Below are 17,708 nucleotides of genomic sequence, written 5' to 3'. Positions count from 1 at the left end.
GTGGTCAGAAGAAGTCGGCCCACGGCTGGTCCCAGATCTGCTTGACGCACAGGACCAGGAACAGCAGCCCGGCGATCGTCAGCATGACGTTGCTGAGCGCGCCGTTGCGCCACGAGGCGGGCGTGCGCGTCGAGTTGAGGAGCCACAGCAGGGTGCCCGCGAGGAACGGCAGGAAGGCCGCGCCCAGCACGCCGTAGAGGATGATCAGGCGGAAGGGCTGGCCCTGGAACAGCAGGACCATGGGCGGGAAGGTCAGCCACAGCAGGTACGCGCGGAACGGCCAGGAGCGTTCCCGGGCACCGGAGGCGACCTCCTCGCCCTTCTGCGCCTCCTCACCCCGGTAGCGGGACACGAAGTCCGCGAACATCAGGCTCACGCCGTGCCAGACGCCGATGAGCGAGGTGTAGGAGGTGGCGAAGAAGCCGATCAGGAAGAACTTCGCGGTCGCCGTGCCGTACTCGTCCTCCAGGATGTCGCCGAGCTGGAGCAGGCCCTTGTCGCCGCTCGCGATGGCCACGTTCGCCGAGTGCAGCAGTTCGGCGCCGACGAAGAGCATCGCGACGACGAAGATGCCGGTGGTGAGATAGGCGACCCGGTTGTCCAGCCGCATCACCTTCATCCAGCCGCTGTCCGTCCAGCCCTTGGCGTTGACCCAGTAGCCGTACGCGGCCAGCGTGATGGTGCCGCCGACGCCGCCGATCAGGCCGAGGGTGTTGAGGATCGAGTCCTTCTCGTCGGGCAGGACGGGCAGCAGGCCCGCGAAGGCGTCCCCGAGGTTCGGGGCGACACGGACCGCCAGATAGACGGTGACGACGAACATGACGCCCACCAGGACGGTCATGACCTTCTCGAACACCGCGTACTTGTTGAACCAGACGAACACCAGGCCGGTCAGGCCGCAGGCGATCGCCCACCACTCCAGGTCCATCACGCCCGGGAACAGGGCCTGCAGGGGCAGCGCGCTCGACGACATCGCCGCCGCGCCGTAGACGAAGCCCCAGACGACGACGTACGCGGCGAAGAACCAGGTGGTCCAGCGACCCAGGGAGGCCCAGCCGTCGAAGAGCGTGCGGCCGGTGGACAGGTGCCAGCGTCCGGCGGCCTCGGCGAGCGAGATCTTGACCAGACAGCCGACGACCGCGGCCCACAGCAGGGTGTAGCCGAAGTTGCTGCCCGCGATGAGCGTGGCGACCAGGTCCCCGGCGCCGACACCGGTCGCGGCGACGACGATACCGGGCCCGATGTACCGCCAACTGGACTTACGGGGCCGGGAGTCCGCCGCGCCGACCGGTGATGCCTCTGTGCTTCCCGTGGTGTCCGCCATGCAGGTCAAGTAAGCGCACGGGCGCCGGGGCGGCAAGAGGGCGTGCCGCGATCTGCACCCGATGTCCGCACGGGCGCCACGGCGCGCTCAGCCGTACTGGAGCCGTACGCTCGTCCCGCCCGGTTCGTCGCGGACGTCCACGTAGGCGCACACCTGGCGGGCGAACCACAGGCCCCGGCCCTGCCCGGGCGCCTCGCCCGGCGGTGGTACGAATCCGGCCAGCGGGTCCTCGACGCGGCGCACGGGCCGCAGCTCGCAGACGCAGGCCGGGCCGTCGGCCCACAGGAGCGCCCGGTCGACGGGGCCGAGGGCGGCGGCCGCCTCGGTGACGGCCGTGGCGAACGCCTCCGCCTCGGCCGGGGCGAGTCCCTGCACGGTGGCCCAGGTGCGCACGGCTCCGGCGGCGGGGGCCGGGCCGGGGATGCGCTCGGCGGCGGCGGGTGGCGCGGGCAGTGGTACGGCGTCCAGTTCGGCGGCGATCCGCAGCGGGTCCTCGTACACCCCGCAGTCGGGGTGGGCGCGGCGGGCGGCGGCGACGATCGTGGCGCCGGCGACCCGGGTGTCGTAGGCGCACAGGGCGGTGGTGGCCTGGGGTGCGAACAGCAGGTTGGCGAGGGCCTCGTAGCGGATCCACTCGGCGGTCTCGCGGGGCGAGCGGCCGGCCCGGCCGCCCCACACGGGTTCCATCAGCAGATGGATACGGCCGCCGGGGCCGGCGTGCGCGGCGAGGTGACCGGCGCCCCGCGCGATCGCGTTGGCGGCGGAGCCCGTGTACCACTCGGTGTGCGGGACGAGGCCGACCTCGCCGGCCGCGGGGCCGAGGGCGTCGCGCAGCAGGTCCAGGTTGCCGGGGGCGGCGATGACCACGGGCGGCGGTTCGTGCCGCGCGGCGAGTCCCTCGGCGAGGAAGGGGAGCGCCTGCGCCAGGAACTCGTCGTCGGAGCCGAAGACGGCCATGCGGTGGTCGAACGGGCTGGAGCCGGGTGCGGCCGGGGAGGTCATCGGCGGGCTCTCCTGACGTCACGGGGAGGCCGGGGGAGCCGGGGGTGCGCCGGTCCCCGCCGCCATCGCTCCCCCCGCTCCCCCTTGCGCGGACCCTCACCCTTCCCGGCCGTGCGCCGCCGCGCACGCCGGGGTCACACCGGCGGGTGGACTTCGCCCGGGAACGCGCCGGGCGCATGCCGCCCGCGTACACTGCGCGGCTCGTTTTCGGCCTGTTCCGGGCGTCGGCCGGTTCTCCACTCTTGAACTGTTCATGCCATGCCCCGACCATGAGCCCCGCACCCCGCACCACGTCGTACGTCGCACTGAACCCCACCCCCACTCCCCCGAGGAGACTTCATGCGACTTCGCACCCGCGGACCGGGCGCGCGCGGCGGCAGACGGGCCGCCGCACTCGCCGCCCTGCTCTCCCTCGCCCTCGCGGCACCCCTCGCCGAATCCGTCTCCGCGTCCGCCGACAGCGCCGCCGAGGCCGCCCCCTCCGCCGACGACATCCGTCAGTACGAGGTCCGGCTGCACGCGACTCCCGCCGACCGCACGGCACTTCAGCGCACGGGCGTGAGCGTGGACGCCGCCGACGACCACGGCGTCGTCGTCTCCGGCCGCGCCGGCCAGATCAAGAAGCTCAGGGCGCTCGGCTACGACGTCACCCCGCTCGGCGCGGTCCCCGACCGGTCGGCCGGCGAGGACGACGTCCGGCTGTACGACTTCCCTTCCGCCGACTCGCGGTACCACAACTACGCGGAGATGACGGCGGAGATCAACACGATCGTGGCCGCCCACCCGTCCATCGCGAGCCGCCGCGTCATCGGCACGTCCTACCAGGGCCGCGACATCGTCGCCGTCAAGATCAGCGACAACGTCGGCACCGACGAGGCCGAGCCCGAGGTGCTGTTCACCCACCATCAGCACGCCCGGGAGCACCTCACCGTCGAGATGGCGCTCTACCTGCTGCGCGAACTGACGTCCGGCTACGGGAGCGACACGCGCGTCACCGGCCTGGTGAACAGCAGGGAGATCTGGATCGTCCCCGACCTCAACCCGGACGGCGGCGAGTACGACATCGCCACCGGCTCCTACCGGTCGTGGCGCAAGAACCGGCAGCCCAACTCCGGCTCCTCGGCCGTCGGCACGGACCTGAACCGCAACTGGGCCTACCGCTGGGGCTGCTGCGGCGGCTCCTCCGGGTCCACGTCCTCCGAGACCTACCGGGGCGCCCGCGCCGAGTCGTCCCCGGAGGTGAAGGTCGTCGCCGACTTCGTACGCGGCCGGATCGTCGGCGGGAAGCAGCAGATCACGGCCGGCATCGACTTCCACACCTACAGCGAGCTGGTGCTGTGGCCGTTCGGGTACACGTACTCCGACACCACGACCGGGATGACGGCCGACGACCGCAACGCCTTCGCCACCGTCGGCCGCAGGATGGCCGCCAGCAACGGCTACACGCCCGAGCAGTCCAGCGACCTCTACATCACCGACGGCTCGATCGACGACTGGCTCTGGGGCGACCAGCGCATCTTCTCGTACACCTTCGAGATGTACCCGAGGTCCGGCGGCGGGGGGTTCTACCCGCCCGACGAGGTCATTGAGCGGGAGACCTCCCGCAACCGGGACGCCGTACTCCAGCTGCTGGAGAACGCGGACTGCATGTACCGGTCCATCGGGAAGGAGGCCCAGTACTGCTCCTAGCGGACCGGGGAGTTACTCCTTCTCCGCGGCAGCGGCCGCGGCCTCCTGGGCCTCCTCGGCCGCGCCCTCCTCGAAGTAGGCGTCGAGGACGGCGTCCAGCTGCTCGTCCCACTCCGTGAAGCGGCTCCTGGCCGTCGCCTCGATCTCGATCGGGTACCAGCGGCGGTCAGGAGTGTGCACCGTGATGGTGAACCGCTTCCCGAAGCGCGGGGACTCCGTCTCGACGGCGGCGATCTCGTCCCAGCGGAACTCGCACTCCTGGTCGTCCAGGCGGAGCCGGACTCCCCGGTGGTCGGCGACGATCCGCGCCCGGCGGTCGGCGGCCTCGAACACCGGGCCGTCCACGGGCGCCTCGTCGGCGACCGCGTCCTCCGGGACGTCCTCCGTCTCCCCGGGCTCCTCGAACTCCGCGTCCTTGTCGACCTTTTCGGCCGTCTCGGCGGCATCCTCGGGCACCGTCTCGTCGGAGTCCGCCACGGCCGTGCCGTCCTTCTCCTGCGGGCCCTTGGGGGCGGCGGACGCGGGCGGGGTGAGCCCGGGGACGAAGGCCGGGTCGAACCCGGCGCCTTCCACCAGGGGCCGGCTGCCTGAACCTATGCGCTGCTCCACAGCCGAGCAGTATGGTCGACAACCCTGTGGTCCGCACAACCAGCCCCCGCATCGTTACCGACCCGCGAGACGCGGGACTACACGAACAGGCTGAGCACCGCCGCCACCGCGAACCCGGCGAGCGACAGGACGCTCTCCAGGACCGTCCACGACTTCAACGTGTCGCGCTCGGTGATGCCGAAGTACTTGGCCACGATCCAGAATCCGCCGTCGTTGACGTGCGAGGCGAAGATCGAGCCGGCCGAGACCGCCATGATGACCAGGGCGACGAACGCCTGCGAGTGGTGGCCCTCGGAGAGCAGGGGCGCGACGATGCCCGCCGTGGTGACGATGGCGACCGTCGCGGAGCCCTGCGCGACCCGCAGCACCAGCGAGATCAGGTACGACAGCACGATGACCGGCAGGCCCACGTCGTTGAAGGTGTCCGACAGGGCCTGGGCGACGCCGCTGGCCTTCAGGACGGCGCCGAAGACACCGCCCGCGCCGACGACCAGCAGGATGTTGCCGACCGGCTTCAGCGACGAAGTGGACACCGTCTCCAGGGACTTGCGGGACCAGCCGCGCCGGATGCCCAGCAGGTAGTACGCGAGGAGCAGGGCGATCGTCAGGGCCACGAACGGGTGCCCGAAGAACTCGATCACCGAGCGGGTGGTGGAGGGGTCCAGGCCGATCGAGGAGAACGTCGCGGCGAGGATCAGCACCAGGGGCGTGCCGATGATCCCGAGGACCGTGCCGAGCGGCACGGGCTCCTCACGGGGCTCCACGCCGGCCGCGCGCTGTTCGGCGACGACCGACTGCCGGGCCTCCTCGGCCGCCTCGACCATGTCCTGCGGCACGGCGACGAAGACGCGCCGCCCGATCCAGGCCGCGTACGCCCAGGCGGCCAGCACGGCGGGGATGCCGCAGACGACGCCCATGAGGATGACCCAGCCCAGCTCGACGTGGAGCAGACCGGCCGCGGCCACCGGGCCGGGGTGCGGGGGCAGGAAGGCGTGGGTCATCGACAGGCCCGCGAGCAGCGGCAGGCAGTACAGCAGGATCGACTTGCCGGAGCGCTTGGCGGCGGCGTAGACGAGCGGCGCGAGGACGAAGATGCCGACGTCGAAGAAGACCGGGATGCCGAAGATCAGGCCGGTCACGCCCATCGCGAGCGGGGCCCGCCGCTCCCCGAACAGCCGCAGCAGACGCGAGGCCAGGACCTCGGCCCCGCCGCTGACTTCGAGGATGGCACCGAGCATGGTGCCGAGGCCGATGATGATGGCGACATGGCCGAGGATGCCGCCCATGCCGGACTCGATGGTCGAGACCGCGTCGGACCGCTGGACGGTGCCGAAGAGTTCGGTGACGGACAGGCCGGCCATCAGGCCGACGGCTATGGAGACGGCGAGCAGCGCGACGAAGGGCTGGAGCCGCACCTTGATGATCAGGTAGAGCAGCAGCGCGATACCGAGGGCGGCGACCGTGAGCAGTCCGGCCGTGCCGTCGATCAGATGCAGCAGACCGCCGGTGTGCGGGGGTGTCTCGGGGGCCTGCGCGGCGAGCGGAAGGAGCGAAGGGGGCATCGGGGGGTCCTCGGGGTGGGTGCATCCGGCTTTCGGGCAGGGGGCATCGCGGCATGGCGTCGCGGGGGTGGGCGCACACCATGCCGTGCGTCAGGTGCGGCGGGCGGTACGAGGGAGGCGTCAGCCGAGGACGGCCAGCGCGTCGATCTCGATGAGGAGACCCGCGGGCAGACCGACGTACACGGTCGTGCGGGCGGCGGGCGGCTGGGTGAGGCCCTGCTCCTCGAAGTAGGCGTTGTAGAGCGCGTTCATCTCGGCGAAGTGGTCCACGTCCGTCAGATAGACGCGGATCATCATGACGTCGTCCCAGGAGGCGCCGCCCTCCTCGAGGATCGCCTTGACGTTGGCGAGGGTCTGGAGGGTCTGCTCGCGCAGGGTGGGGCCGGCGGGCGTGGGGGCCTGGCCCTCGACGGCGGGGAGGAAGCCGACCTGACCGGCGACCTGGAGGATGTTGCCCTTGCGCACCCCGTGGGAGAACTTCGCGGGCGGGGTGGTGTGGGTCTTCGGGGTGAGGGCGATCTTGTCGGTCACGGGGTGTCCTTCGCTGGGGTTCTGCCGGAGTACTCGCCGCTGATGGCGTCGGCGGTGCGGCGCACGAGCGGGAGCAGGGTGAGGAGTTCGTCGGCGGTGACGACGACGTTGGGCGCGGACACCGACATCGCGGCGACGACCCGGCCGTCCGCGCCGTGGATCGGCGCGGCGACGCAGTTGATGGACTCCTCGTGGCCACCGAGGTCGGTGGCCCAGCCCTGTTCGCGGACCTTGTCCAACTCCCTCAGGAAGGCTGGGGCGTTGGGGGTGGAACGGGACGTGTACATGGGGTAGTCGAGCTGTTCGGCGAGGGCCCGCCGCTCGTGCTCGGGCAGGTCGGCGAGGAGCAGCTTGGCGACGGCCGCGACGGTGATGGCGACGGGCTTGCCGATCCGCGAGTACATCCGCACGGGGTAGCGGCTCTCGACCTTGTCGATGTAGAGCACCTCGTCCTCCTCGTAGACGGCGAGGTGCACGGTGTGCCCGCACTGCTCGTTGAGCCGCACGAGGTGGGGGTGGGCGATCCCGCGGATGTCGAGGTTCTCCATCGCCTCCTGGGCGAGGGCGATGAGGCGGGCGCCGAGCCGGTAGCGCTGGTCGGACTGGCGGTAGACCATGCCGTGTTCGTGCAGGGTGCGCAGCAGCCGCAGCGCGGTGGACTTGTGGACGCCGAGCCGCTCGGCGACCTTGCCCAGGTCGGCGGGGCCCTCGGCGAGCAGCGGCAGGATGCTGAGCGCGCGGTCGACGGTCTGGCTCATGGCGTGGGTACCTCCTCGTCGGCCCGGTCCGCGGGGTGGGTCCGGCCGGGGCCGAGTCGAAGTTTCTCCCACGCGGCGTCGTCGAGGGCCACCAGGGCGTCGGCGGTGTCGCGGGCGGGGGGTGCGGCGAGGTCGGCGGGGCTGGTGAGGGTGGCGCCGGCCCACAGGTGCCCGTGGCGGAGCCGGTCGCGCAGCGGGAGGCCCCGCAGGGTGGCGGAGAGGAACCCTGCGGCGAAGGCGTCCCCGGCGCCGGTGGCGGCGGCGACCCGCACCTCGGGGGCCGGCACGTGCAGGGCGGGGCGCCGGGCGTGGTCGAAGGCGGTGGCGCCGCGCGGGCCGTCCTTCACGACGAGCAGCGGCGGTTCGGGCAGCGCGGCGCGGATGGCCTCGGGCCCGCCGGTGACGCCCCACGCGTCCTGCGCCTCGTCGACGCCCACGAACACGAGGTCGGCGGCGCGGGCGAGGTCCAGCAGCACGGCGGGGCCGCCGGCGTCCCGCCACAGGCCGGGCCGGTGGTTGACGTCGAAGGAGACGAGCGGGCGGTCCTCGCGCGGTGCGGTCAGCTCGCGCAGCAGGTCCAGGCAGGTGTCCGAGAGCGCGGCGGTGATCCCGGACAGATGCAGGACGCGTCCCGCGCGCACCGCTTCGAGGTCGACGTTCTCCGCGGACATGGCGGACGCGGCCGATCCGGCCCGGTAGTAGGCGACCTCGTGCGCGTCGGTGGCCCGGTCGCCGGCGGTGCGGAAGTAGACGCCGGTCGGGCGGGCGGGGTCGCGGCGCACGGCCGAGACGTCGACGCCGTGGCCGCCGATGGTCTCCACGAGGTGGTCGCCGAAACCGTCGGCCCCCACCCGGCTCACCCAGCGCACCCGGTGCCCGGCGGCGGCGAGCCCGCAGGCCACGTTGGACTCGGCGCCGCCGATGGCCCGCTCGAACGAGGGGACGTCGGCGAGGCGTCCCGGCCGCGACGGCAGGAACGTGACCATGGACTCGCCGAGCGCGACGACGTCCACGACGCCGGGGGCATTGCGGGGTCCGGTGAGGGTCACGATCGTCGTAGCTCCAGACCTTGGGCGGGCGGATCCGCGGTTCCGTTGACCCGCGGTTGGCCGAGATGTTAGACAGCGGCATGCGACATACGCAATGAGTGTTGCACTCACTGCAACGCCACTGATCAGGGAGGTTCCATGGGGAACGAGGCGCTGGCCCGCCTGGCGGAGGAACGCGTCGACCACCGCTTCAAGGGCCTCCCGCCCGACGCCGGCGGCCTGACCGTCGGGGAGCTGGCCGCCCAGCGGCGCAACCTCTTCACGGACGGCTTCACCACCCCGGTGCTCGCGCTCTCCGCCGAGCGCCTGGAGCACAACCTCGCCCTGATGGAGACGTACGCCGACCGTCACGGCCTCGCGTTCGCCCCGCACGGCAAGACCTCGATGGCGCCGCAGCTCTTCCAGCGGCAGATCGAGCGCGGCGCCTGGGGCGTCACGCTCGCCGTGCCCCACCAGGTGCGCGTGGCCCGGGCGTTCGGCGTCGAGCGGATCTTCCTCGCCAACGAGCTCGTGGACGCCTCCGCGCTGCGCTGGATCGCCGGAGAGCTGGCCGCCGACCCGCACTTCCGCCTCGTCTGCTACGTCGACTCCGTGTCCGGTGTGCGCCTCATGGACGCCGCGCTGCGGGATGCCGGGGCCGGCAGGCCGCTGGACGTCGTCGTGGAGCTGGCGGCCGGCGAGGGCGCCCGTACCGGCGTCCGCACGGACGAGGAGTGCGCGGCCGTCGCGGACGCCGTGGCCGCCACGGACACCCTCCGCCTCGTCGGGGTCGCCGGGTACGAGGGCGAGGTCCCGCGGGCGGACCCGGAGCGGGTGCGCGCCTGGCTGCGCCGGCTGGTGGCGCTGGCGGCGGCCTTCGACGAGGCGGGCCGGTTCGCGGGCCTGGACGAGATCGTCGTGAGCGCGGGCGGCAGCGCCTGGTTCGACGCGGTCGCCGACGTGTTCGCCGAGATCCCCGACCTGTCGGTGCCCGTGCTGAAGCTGCTGCGCTCGGGCGCGTACGTCTCGCACGACGACGGCCACTACCGCAGGCTCACCCCGTTCAACCGGGCCCCCGGGGAGGGCGCCCTGGAGCCCGCGTTCCGGCTGTGGACGCAGGTCGTCTCCCGCCCCTCCCCCGGCCAGGCCTTCGCCAACGCCGGCAAGCGCGACGCGGCGTACGACCTCGATCTGCCGGTCGCCCAGGTGGTCCGCCGGGACGGCGCCGAACGCCCCGCCACCGGGATCACCGTGACCGCGCTGTCCGACCAGCACGCCTGGCTGGAGACGACCGGCGAGGCGGACCTGGAGGTCGGGGACTGGCTGGGCCTGGGACTGTCCCACCCGTGCACGGCGTTCGACAAGTGGCAGCTGATCCCGCTCGCCGAGGCGGACGGGACGGTCGTCGACTACATCCGCACGTTCTTCTGAGGAGGGGCCGGTCGTGGAAGAGCTCGTCATCCGGGACGCCGACGTCGTCGACGGCGGCGGGGGTCCGTCCTACCGCGCCGACGTGGTCGTGGACCGCGGCAGGATCGTGTCGATCGTCCAGGAGGCCGCCGCGGCCGGCTGCCAGCGGCCGAAGGCCCGCCGGGAACTGGACGCGGAGGGGCTGGTCCTCTCCCCCGGCTTCGTCGACATGCACGCCCACAGCGACCTGGCGCTGCTGCGGGACCCCGACCACAGCGCCAAGGCCGCCCAGGGCGTCACCCTGGAGGTCCTCGGCCAGGACGGGCTGTCGTACGCGCCCGTCGACGACCGCACGCTCGGCGAGGTGCGGCGCGCGATCGCCGGCTGGAACGGCCCGGGCGACGACATCGACTTCGACTGGCGGTCCGTCGGCGAGTTCCTGGACCGCCTCGACCGGGGCGTCGCGGTGAACGCCGCGTACCTGATCCCGCAGGGCACGGTCCGGGCGCTCGTCGTCGGCTGGGAGGACCGGGAGGCCACCCCGGCCGAGCTGGACCGGATGCGCGCCCTGGTCGCCGAGGGCCTGGAGCAGGGCGCGGTCGGCCTGTCGTCGGGGCTGACGTACACGCCGGGCATGTACGCGCGGGACGCCGAACTGACCGAGCTGTGCCGGGTCGTCGCCCGCTACGGCGGCTACTACTGCCCGCACCACCGCTCCTACGGGGCCGGGGCGCTCGAGGCGTACGAGGAGATGGTGGCGCTGACCCGGGAGGCGGGCTGCGCGCTGCACCTCGCCCACGCCACCATGAACTTCGGCGTGAACCGGGGCCGCGCCCCGGAGCTGCTGTCCCTGCTGGACAAGGCGCTCGCCGAGGGCGCCGACATCAGCCTCGACACCTACCCGTACACCCCCGGCTGCACGACCCTGGTCGCCCTGCTGCCGAGCTGGGCGAGCGAGGGCGGCCCGGAGGCGGTCCTCGCGCGGCTGGCGGACGACGGGACGGCCGAGCGGATCCGGCACCATCTGGAGGTCGTCGGCGCGGACGGCTGCCACGGCGTGCCCGTGGAGTGGGACACGATCGAGATCTCGGGGGTGGGCGAGCCCGCGCTGGCGGACCACGTCGGCCGCACGGTCCGGGAGACGGCGGACGCGCGCGGCGAGGCCCCGTGGACGACCGCGCGCCGGCTGCTCCTGGAGGACCGGCTCGGCACGACGATCCTTCAGCACGTCGGCCACGAGGAGAACGTCCGGGCGATCATGCGGCACCGCGTCCACACGGGCGGTTCCGACGGCATCCTGCAGGGCAGCAAGCCGCATCCGCGCGCGTACGGCACGTTCCCGCACTATCTCGGGCACTACGTGCGGGAGTTGGGAGTGCTGTCGCTGGAGGAGTGCGTGGCCCATCTGACCTCGCGCCCGGCGGCGCGGCTGCGGCTGCCGGACCGGGGCCTGGTCCGCGAGGGGTACCGGGCGGACCTGGTGCTGTTCGACCCCGAGACGGTGGCGGCGGGCTCCACGTTCGCGGAGCCGCGCACGCCACCGACGGGCATCCCGCATGTGCTCGTGGACGGCCGTTTCGTCATCGAGGACGGCCGCCGCACGGACGTACTGGCGGGACGGGCGGTCCGCAGAACGCCGTGAGCCCCGGGTGACCGGTCACGGCTTGGGAAGCACGCAGCCGCTCGCGCTCAGGTTCAGCTTGTTGCCGGTGCCGAAGCAGGCGGGGATCTGGTAGATCTGCTGGGCGTAGTTGATGCCCTGGCGGACGGTGACGTTGCCGCTCTCGTCCACCTCGCACGGGTTGTTGACCGTGCAGCGCTGGCCGTCCTCGTTGCCGGTGTTGTTGACGGCGACGACGCGCTTGGTGGCCTGGTCGATCACCGGGGAGCCGGAGGTGCCGCCGATGGTGTTGCAGGCGGAGGTGTAGCGGACCGAGTCCTTGAAGGTCCAGTCGCCTTCCTTCAGGCGGTACACGAAGCCGTCGACGTTGCAGTTGTACAGCCGCTTCCAGTAGCCGGAGGCGACGGTGATGGCGGTGCCGGCGGCCGGGCGGGTGTCGGACACGGTCAGCGCGCTGATCCCGGTCGAGCTCTTGATCTGCGCGTAGGTGCTGGTGAGCTGGTAGATCGACACGTCCGTGTCGGTCATCGTGCCGTAGGCGATCTTGCTGGCCCGCAGGGTGGCGACCCTGGAGCCGGAGGCGTTCAGCAGGCTGAAGGTCCGGCTGGACGCGCGGTTGACGACGACCTGGCCGGGGCCGGGCATGCCGGTCTCCAGGCAGTGGCCGTTCGACATGACGAGCGCCGGGTCGCTGTCCTGCGACGTGGGGAAGCGCACGACGGAACCGGAACAGTTGCTGAGTGCCACGGTGCCGGCGAGGTCGACGGCCTGGACGGACGGCTTCAGCGCCTGTTCGAGACCGGCGGTGACGGAGGCGACGGTGTCCCGGACCACCGAGGTGACCGAGCCCGTCCCGGCACCCTTGCCGAAGGACGGGGCGGTGTCCGCGGGAGCCGCGGCCACGGGTGCGGCGCCGGCCCCGGCCATGGCCAGGGCGAGGAGGGTGGCGCCGAGAGGTTTTCTCATGTGGGGGTCCCCTCATACGAGGAGGGTGACCGGAGAGATCTCCGGCCACCCGCGCTTTTGTCATGCGCATTCTCACTCAGGAGAGGGGGCCGGACAAGGAGTCGGTTACCGCCGAGTTCGGGCCGTAGGGCTTTCCCTACCACCGGGTAAGAAAGGTTTCGGCGCGGCGGCGCAGGACCTCCACGGGAGGGTGGCCGGATCCCCACAGACGGCCCGGCGGCGCCTGTCGCCGTTCCCCCGTACGGCCGTACACCGGCTGCCACGGGTCTCACGTGGCGGAAAACACGGGCCTTCGCACGGGGGGCGGCCGTAAGCTCCCAGACATGCAGGTGATCCAGTCGACCAAGCTCGCCAACGTCTGTTACGAGATCCGGGGCCCGGTGCTCGAGGAGGCGATGCGGCTCGAGTCGGCGGGGCATCGGATCCTCAAGCTGAACACCGGCAACCCGGCGGCGTTCGGCTTCGAGTGCCCGCCCGAGATCCTGGAGGACGTCCTCCGCAACGTGTCGTCGGCGCACGGCTACGGCGACGCGAAGGGCCTGCTGGCCGCGCGCCGGGCCGTCGTCATGCACAACCAGACCCTCGGCATCGAGACCGACGTGGAGCACGTCTTCATCGGCAACGGCGTCTCCGAGCTGATCGTCATGGCGATGCAAGGACTCCTCGACGACGGGGACGAGGTGCTGGTCCCGGCGCCGGACTACCCCCTGTGGACCGCCGCCGTCTCCCTGTCCGGCGGCACCGCCGTGCACTACCGGTGCGACGAGCAGTCCGACTGGATGCCCGACCTCGCCGACGTCGAGCGCAAGGTCACCGACCGCACCAAGGCGATCGTCATCATCAACCCCAACAACCCGACGGGGGCCGTGTACGACGAGGCCGTCCTGCGCGGCCTGACGGACATCGCGCGGCGGCACAACCTGCTCGTCTGCTCCGACGAGATCTACGACAAGATCCTCTACGACGGCGCCCGGCACACTCCGACCGCCGCCGTCGCCCCCGACCTGCTGACCCTCACCTTCAACGGCATGTCGAAGGCGTACCGGGTGGCCGGCTACCGGGTGGGCTGGATGGCGATCTCGGGACCGCGGGCGCACGCGGACTCCTACATCGAGGGCCTGACCATCCTCGCGAACATGCGGCTGTGCGCGAACATGCCGGGCCAGCACGGGGTCGTCGCCGCCCTCAGCGGCCGGCAGACCATCAACGACCTGGTGCTGCCGGGCGGGCGGCTCAAGGAGCAGATGGACGTCGCCTACGAGCTGCTGACCGCCATCCCGGGCGTGAGCTGCGTCCGCCCGAAGGGCGCGCTCTACCTCTTCCCGCGCCTGGACCCCAAGGTCTTCAAGATCAGGGACGACCGGCAGATGGTCCTGGACCTGCTGCGCCGCGAGAAGATCATGGTCGTGCAGGGCACCGGCTTCAACTGGCCAGAGCCGGACCACTTCCGGGTGGTGACCCTGCCGACGACCACCGACCTGCGGGACGCGATGGGCCGGATCGGCCGCTTCCTCGACGGATACGGCCAGCCGTGACCGTCTGTACGTGTACGGTCCACTTTTTGCTTCCAGCTCAACTTTAGACGAGATCTAAGCTAGGATGGCTTCCTGTCAGCGCACAGGAGGCCATCCCCCATGTACGAACCGATCCGCACCAAGTCGGTCCACACCACGATGGCCGGCGGCACCGACTTCCCCCACCGCTCGCGCGAGGAGGAGCTGGACATCCAGCTCGCCGGTCACCTCGCCGCGCTGCTCGCCGTCACGGACGAGCTGCGCGCGACGGCACCCTCGCAGGACCTCGACCTCGCGGCCGAACGGCTCGCCGAGCAGGTGACCCGGCTCCGGGAAGGACGCCCGCCGGCCCGCTCCGCCGCCGCGGCCGACCCGGCGCGGCTGGCGACCCTGCACCGCCGGGCGCACGCGCTGGCCGGGCGCGCCCTGGTCGTCGCCGCGTCCCGCGCGGACACCGCCGCGGCGATCCTCGCCGCCGAACGCATGGACGCGCACGCCGCCGCCCAGGCGTCGCAGGAACTCACCGGGGTCTGAGACCCCTGAACCCTGGCTCTTGCGCGGGCCCTCGCCGTCAGGCGAGGGCCCGCCGCCGCTCTCGTCCCGTCGGGGCGGACGGGAACCGGCGGCGGCAGGCCCGGGGCCCCGCACGCCGTTGTACGGGGCCTCGCCGGTCCGGAAGGCGGTCACCGCGGCCGGCCGTGACGATGTAGCTGGTCAGGGCACGATCGGAGCCGGCCGCGGCGTCTTGGGGGCTGTGTTCAGCCCAGGCGCTCCACCAGCGCGTGGTACTCGTCCCACAGCTCCTTCGGCGTGTGGTCGCCGAAGGTGTTGAGGTGCTCGGGGACGAGCGCCGCCTCCTCGCGCCAGACGTCCTTGTCGACGGTGAGCAGGAAGTCCAGGTCCGAGTCGGACAGGGAGAGGCCGTCCGTGTCGAGGGCGTCCTTGGTGGGCAGGACGCCGATCGGCGTCTCGACGCCCTCGGCCTTGCCCTCCAGGCGCTCGACGATCCACTTCAGGACGCGGCTGTTCTCACCGAAGCCCGGCCAGACGAAGCGGCCGTCGTCGTCCTTGCGGAACCAGTTGACGTAGTAGATCTTCGGCAGCTTGGACTGGTCCTTGTCCTTGGCGACGTCGACCCAGTGCGCCATGTAGTCGCCCATGTTGTAGCCGCAGAAGGGCAGCATGGCGAACGGGTCGCGGCGCAGCTCGCCGACCTTGCCCTCGGCCGCGGCGGTCTTCTCGGAGGCCACGTTGGCGCCGAGGAAGACGCCGTGGTTCCAGTCGAAGGACTCCGTCACCAGCGGTACGGCGCTGGCGCGGCGCCCGCCGAAGAGGATCGCGGAGATCGGCACGCCCCTGGGGTCCTCCCACTCGGGCGCGATGATCGGGCACTGCGAGGCGGGGGTGGTGAAGCGGGCGTTGGGGTGGGCGGCCGGGGTGCCGGACTCCGGCGTCCAGTCGTTGCCCTTCCAGTCGATGAGATGGGCGGGGGTCTCCTCCGTCATGCCCTCCCACCAGACGTCGCCGTCGTCGGTGAGCGCGACGTTGGTGAAGACCGAGTTGCCCCACAGCGTCTTCATCGCGTTGGCGTTGGTGTGCTCACCGGTGCCGGGCGCGACGCCGAAGAAGCCGGCCTCGGGGTTGATCGCGTAGAGGCGGCCGTCCTCGCCGAAGCGCATCCAGGCGATGTCGTCGCCGATCGTCTCCACCGTCCAGCCGGAGATGGTGGGCTCCAGCATGGCGAGGTTGGTCTTGCCGCAGGCGCTCGGGAAGGCGGCGGCGACGTACTTCGACTCGCCCTGCGGCGGGGTCAGCTTGAGGATCAGCATGTGCTCGGCGAGCCAGCCCTCGTCGCGGGCCATGACCGAGGCGATGCGCAGGGCGTAGCACTTCTTGCCGAGCAGGGCGTTGCCGCCGTAGCCGGAGCCGTAGGACCAGATCTCCCGGTCCTCGGGGAAGTGCGAGATGTACTTGGTGGAGTTGCAGGGCCAGGGGACGTCCTCCTGGCCGGGCTCCAGCGGGGCGCCGAGGGAGTGCACGGCCTTGACGAAGAAGCCGTCGGAGCCGAGCTCGTCCAGGACGGCCTGTCCCATCCGGGTCATCGTGCGCATGGACACGGCGACGTACGCGGAGTCGGTGATCTCGACGCCGATCGCGGACAGCGGCGAGCCGAGCGGGCCCATGCAGAAGGGCACGACGTACATGGTGCGGCCGCGCATGGAGCCGCGGAACAGCCCCTGCTCGCCCTGGAAGACGTCCCGCATCTCCGCCGGGGCCTTCCAGTGGTTCGTCGGGCCCGCGTCCTCCTCCTTCTCGGAGCAGATGAAGGTCCGGTCCTCGACGCGGGCGACGTCGGTCGGGTCGGAGGCGGCGTAGTAGGAGTGGGGGCGCTTGATCGGGTCGAGCTTCTTGAAGGTGCCCTTGGCGACGAGCTCCTCGCACAGGCGCTCGTACTCGGCCTCGGATCCGTCACACCAGACCACGTTGTCCGGCTGCGTCAGTTCGGCGATCTCGTTCACCCAGGTGACGAGAGCCTGGTGCTGGGTGGGAACGACGGGGGGAGCCGCGTTGTCACGCGCCACGGTTGCTCCTAAGTGAGGGATTTTGTCCTTGATATGCCCTTGTGTGCCCCGTGGGGGCCTCGACCCGGACGCCGCACTGACTGGATCGCGCCGCGCTCATCCGGTGCCGACCGCACTCATTTGATCATCCGACGCGTCCGCGCATATGTCCAGAGGGCGTCACAAGTGAGCGGCGTGAGGATCGCCACTCATCCGGATGTTTCCGATCCGTCATCACGGCCTCACCCCGGGTGCACCGGCCCGCGGGGCCCCGTGAGACGATGGCCACTTCGCGGCCTCATCCGGCCGCCGCGAGGCATAACTTACGGTTCCGTAGGTACGATTTCTTCATGACTGCGCCCGTCCCCGACGCGCCCACGGACACGCCGGCCGACGGCCGGGATTCCGGCGTGCCCTCCCTGCCGCACCAGATCGCCCACCACGCCCAGCAGCTCGGCGAGGAGATCAAACCGAAGCTCCGCGGCTGGCTGCACCTGGGCATGTTCCCGGCCGTGCTCGTCGCCGGGCTGATCCTCACCGCCTTCGCGGAGTCCCCGCGCGGCCGGCTCTCCTGCGGGATCTACACCCTCACGGCCTGCCTGCTGTTCGGCGTGAGCGCGCTGTACCACCGGGGCACCTGGAGCCGCCGCATGGACGGCGTCCTGCGCCGGCTCGACCACGCCAACATCTTCCTGATCATCGCGGGCACCTACACCCCGCTGACGATCCTGCTCCTGCCCGGCGCCAAGGGGCGGTGGCTGCTCTGGGGCATCTGGGGCGCCGCCGCGGCCGGCATCGTCTTCCGGGTCTTCTGGGTCGGCGCGCCGCGCTGGCTCTACACGCCGTGCTACATCGCGATGGGCTGGGCCGCCGTCTTCTTCCTGCCGGACTTCATGCACACCGGCGGTGTCGCCGTGCTCGTCCTGGTGATCGTCGGAGGTCTCCTCTACAGCGCCGGCGGCGTGGTCTACGGCATCAAGCGCCCGAACCCGTCACCGCGCTGGTTCGGTTTCCACGAGGTCTTCCACTCCTTCACGCTGGCCGCGTTCATCGCGCACTACATCGGCATCTCCCTCGTCGCCTACCAGCACGCCTGAGCGACGACGCCGGAAAAACACCCGGAACGCCGCCGT

15 protein-coding genes are annotated in these 17,708 nt (G+C 71.7%); 6 read left to right on the top strand and 9 right to left on the bottom strand.

The genetic code is table 11. The features are described from left to right. Positions 1 to 4: 4 nt before the first annotated feature. Together ACFV46_RS23490 and ACFV46_RS23485 are read right to left on the bottom strand one after the other, a co-directional pair. Positions 5 to 1,324, bottom strand: coding sequence for an Nramp family divalent metal transporter (locus tag ACFV46_RS23490; protein ID WP_385499537.1), 1,320 nt, complete (start codon positions 1,322 to 1,324; stop codon positions 5 to 7). Positions 1,325 to 1,411: 87 nt separating this feature from the next. Then, entirely contained in the window at positions 1,412 to 2,326 is a 915-nt protein-coding gene (locus tag ACFV46_RS23485) for an anti-sigma factor RsbA family regulatory protein (RefSeq protein ID WP_385499535.1), read from the bottom strand. Positions 2,327 to 2,665: 339 nt separating this feature from the next. On the opposite strand from ACFV46_RS23485, the gene ACFV46_RS23480 reads away from it, so the two are divergent. Beyond that, positions 2,666 to 4,015 carry a M14 family metallopeptidase gene (locus ACFV46_RS23480; protein WP_385499534.1) on the top strand — a complete coding sequence of 450 codons (1,350 nt, stop codon included), beginning with the start codon at positions 2,666 to 2,668 and terminating at the stop codon, positions 4,013 to 4,015. 12 nt (positions 4,016 to 4,027) lie between these two features. Here ACFV46_RS23480 and ACFV46_RS23475 read toward each other — a convergent pair whose 3' ends face one another. The 5 genes from ACFV46_RS23475 to ACFV46_RS23455 all read right to left on the bottom strand — a co-directional run bounded on the left by ACFV46_RS23475 (position 4,028) and on the right by ACFV46_RS23455 (position 8,524). After that, the gene (locus tag ACFV46_RS23475) at positions 4,028 to 4,624 is read right to left on the bottom strand and encodes a hypothetical protein (protein WP_385499532.1); all 597 of its coding nucleotides are present in this window, start codon (positions 4,622 to 4,624) and stop codon (positions 4,028 to 4,030) included. Positions 4,625 to 4,701: 77 nt separating this feature from the next. Continuing rightward, complete coding sequence (locus ACFV46_RS23470) at positions 4,702 to 6,186, bottom strand: GntP family permease (RefSeq protein ID WP_376729595.1); 1,485 nt, start codon at positions 6,184 to 6,186, stop codon at positions 4,702 to 4,704. A gap of 120 nt (positions 6,187 to 6,306) precedes the next feature. Then, entirely contained in the window at positions 6,307 to 6,717 is a 411-nt protein-coding gene (locus ACFV46_RS23465) for a RidA family protein (protein ID WP_361926449.1), read from the bottom strand. Further along, positions 6,714 to 7,475 (bottom strand): IclR family transcriptional regulator, encoded by a 762-nt coding sequence (locus tag ACFV46_RS23460; protein WP_385499531.1) that lies wholly within the window; start codon positions 7,473 to 7,475, stop codon positions 6,714 to 6,716. Before ACFV46_RS23460 ends, ACFV46_RS23465 begins: the two co-directional genes overlap by 4 nt. Continuing rightward, on the bottom strand, positions 7,472 to 8,524 hold the full coding sequence (locus tag ACFV46_RS23455; protein WP_385499529.1) for a sugar kinase: 1,053 nt from the start codon (positions 8,522 to 8,524) through the stop codon (positions 7,472 to 7,474). The genes ACFV46_RS23460 and ACFV46_RS23455 overlap by 4 nt, the downstream gene beginning before the upstream one ends. 138 nt (positions 8,525 to 8,662) lie before the next feature. Here ACFV46_RS23455 and ACFV46_RS23450 point away from each other — a divergent pair, with 138 nt between their 5' ends. Next, the gene (locus tag ACFV46_RS23450; protein WP_385499528.1) at positions 8,663 to 9,934 is read left to right on the top strand and encodes an amino acid deaminase; all 1,272 of its coding nucleotides are present in this window, start codon (positions 8,663 to 8,665) and stop codon (positions 9,932 to 9,934) included. 13 nt (positions 9,935 to 9,947) lie between these two features. Next, positions 9,948 to 11,555, top strand: coding sequence for an amidohydrolase family protein (locus ACFV46_RS23445; protein WP_385499527.1), 1,608 nt, complete (start codon positions 9,948 to 9,950; stop codon positions 11,553 to 11,555). A 15-nt stretch (positions 11,556 to 11,570) separates the two neighbouring features. Here ACFV46_RS23445 and ACFV46_RS23440 read toward each other — a convergent pair whose 3' ends face one another. Then, positions 11,571 to 12,500, bottom strand: a complete 930-nt coding sequence (locus ACFV46_RS23440) for a serine protease (RefSeq protein ID WP_361926462.1) — start codon at positions 12,498 to 12,500, stop codon at positions 11,571 to 11,573. 323 nt (positions 12,501 to 12,823) lie between these two features. On the opposite strand from ACFV46_RS23440, the gene ACFV46_RS23435 reads away from it, so the two are divergent. Beyond that, complete coding sequence (locus ACFV46_RS23435; protein ID WP_385499526.1) at positions 12,824 to 14,035, top strand: pyridoxal phosphate-dependent aminotransferase; 1,212 nt, start codon at positions 12,824 to 12,826, stop codon at positions 14,033 to 14,035. A 99-nt stretch (positions 14,036 to 14,134) separates the two neighbouring features. Further along, positions 14,135 to 14,548 carry a hypothetical protein gene (locus ACFV46_RS23430; protein ID WP_361926470.1) on the top strand — a complete coding sequence of 138 codons (414 nt, stop codon included), beginning with the start codon at positions 14,135 to 14,137 and terminating at the stop codon, positions 14,546 to 14,548. 224 nt (positions 14,549 to 14,772) lie between these two features. Here the strand turns inward: ACFV46_RS23430 and ACFV46_RS23425 are convergent, their stop codons facing one another. Then, complete coding sequence (locus ACFV46_RS23425) at positions 14,773 to 16,596, bottom strand: phosphoenolpyruvate carboxykinase (GTP) (protein WP_385499524.1); 1,824 nt, start codon at positions 16,594 to 16,596, stop codon at positions 14,773 to 14,775. Between the two features lie 329 nt (positions 16,597 to 16,925). On the opposite strand from ACFV46_RS23425, the gene ACFV46_RS23420 reads away from it, so the two are divergent. Then, the gene (locus ACFV46_RS23420; RefSeq protein ID WP_376729589.1) at positions 16,926 to 17,672 is read left to right on the top strand and encodes a hemolysin III family protein; all 747 of its coding nucleotides are present in this window, start codon (positions 16,926 to 16,928) and stop codon (positions 17,670 to 17,672) included. The last annotated feature ends 36 nt before the right edge of the window (positions 17,673 to 17,708 follow it).

Source organism: Streptomyces sp. NPDC059852 (assembly GCF_042731455.1).
Taxonomy (GTDB): domain Bacteria; phylum Actinomycetota; class Actinomycetes; order Streptomycetales; family Streptomycetaceae; genus Streptomyces.
This window is presented reverse-complemented; position numbering and strand designations above follow the sequence as displayed.

Excerpts from the sequence above, each read along its gene's own strand:
- ACFV46_RS23490 (WP_385499537.1), bottom strand. The coding sequence starts at position 1,324 with ATGGCGGACACCACGGGAAGCACAGAGGCATCACCGGTCGGCGCGGCG.
- ACFV46_RS23435 (WP_385499526.1), top strand. The coding sequence starts at position 12,824 with ATGCAGGTGATCCAGTCGACCAAGCTCGCCAACGTCTGTTACGAGATC.
- ACFV46_RS23450 (WP_385499528.1), top strand. The coding sequence starts at position 8,663 with ATGGGGAACGAGGCGCTGGCCCGCCTGGCGGAGGAACGCGTCGACCAC.
- ACFV46_RS23470 (WP_376729595.1), bottom strand. The coding sequence starts at position 6,186 with ATGCCCCCTTCGCTCCTTCCGCTCGCCGCGCAGGCCCCCGAGACACCC.
- ACFV46_RS23480 (WP_385499534.1), top strand. The coding sequence starts at position 2,666 with ATGCGACTTCGCACCCGCGGACCGGGCGCGCGCGGCGGCAGACGGGCC.
- ACFV46_RS23485 (WP_385499535.1), bottom strand. The coding sequence starts at position 2,326 with ATGACCTCCCCGGCCGCACCCGGCTCCAGCCCGTTCGACCACCGCATG.
- ACFV46_RS23460 (WP_385499531.1), bottom strand. The coding sequence starts at position 7,475 with ATGAGCCAGACCGTCGACCGCGCGCTCAGCATCCTGCCGCTGCTCGCC.
- ACFV46_RS23440 (WP_361926462.1), bottom strand. The coding sequence starts at position 12,500 with ATGAGAAAACCTCTCGGCGCCACCCTCCTCGCCCTGGCCATGGCCGGG.
- ACFV46_RS23420 (WP_376729589.1), top strand. The coding sequence starts at position 16,926 with ATGACTGCGCCCGTCCCCGACGCGCCCACGGACACGCCGGCCGACGGC.
- ACFV46_RS23430 (WP_361926470.1), top strand. The coding sequence starts at position 14,135 with ATGTACGAACCGATCCGCACCAAGTCGGTCCACACCACGATGGCCGGC.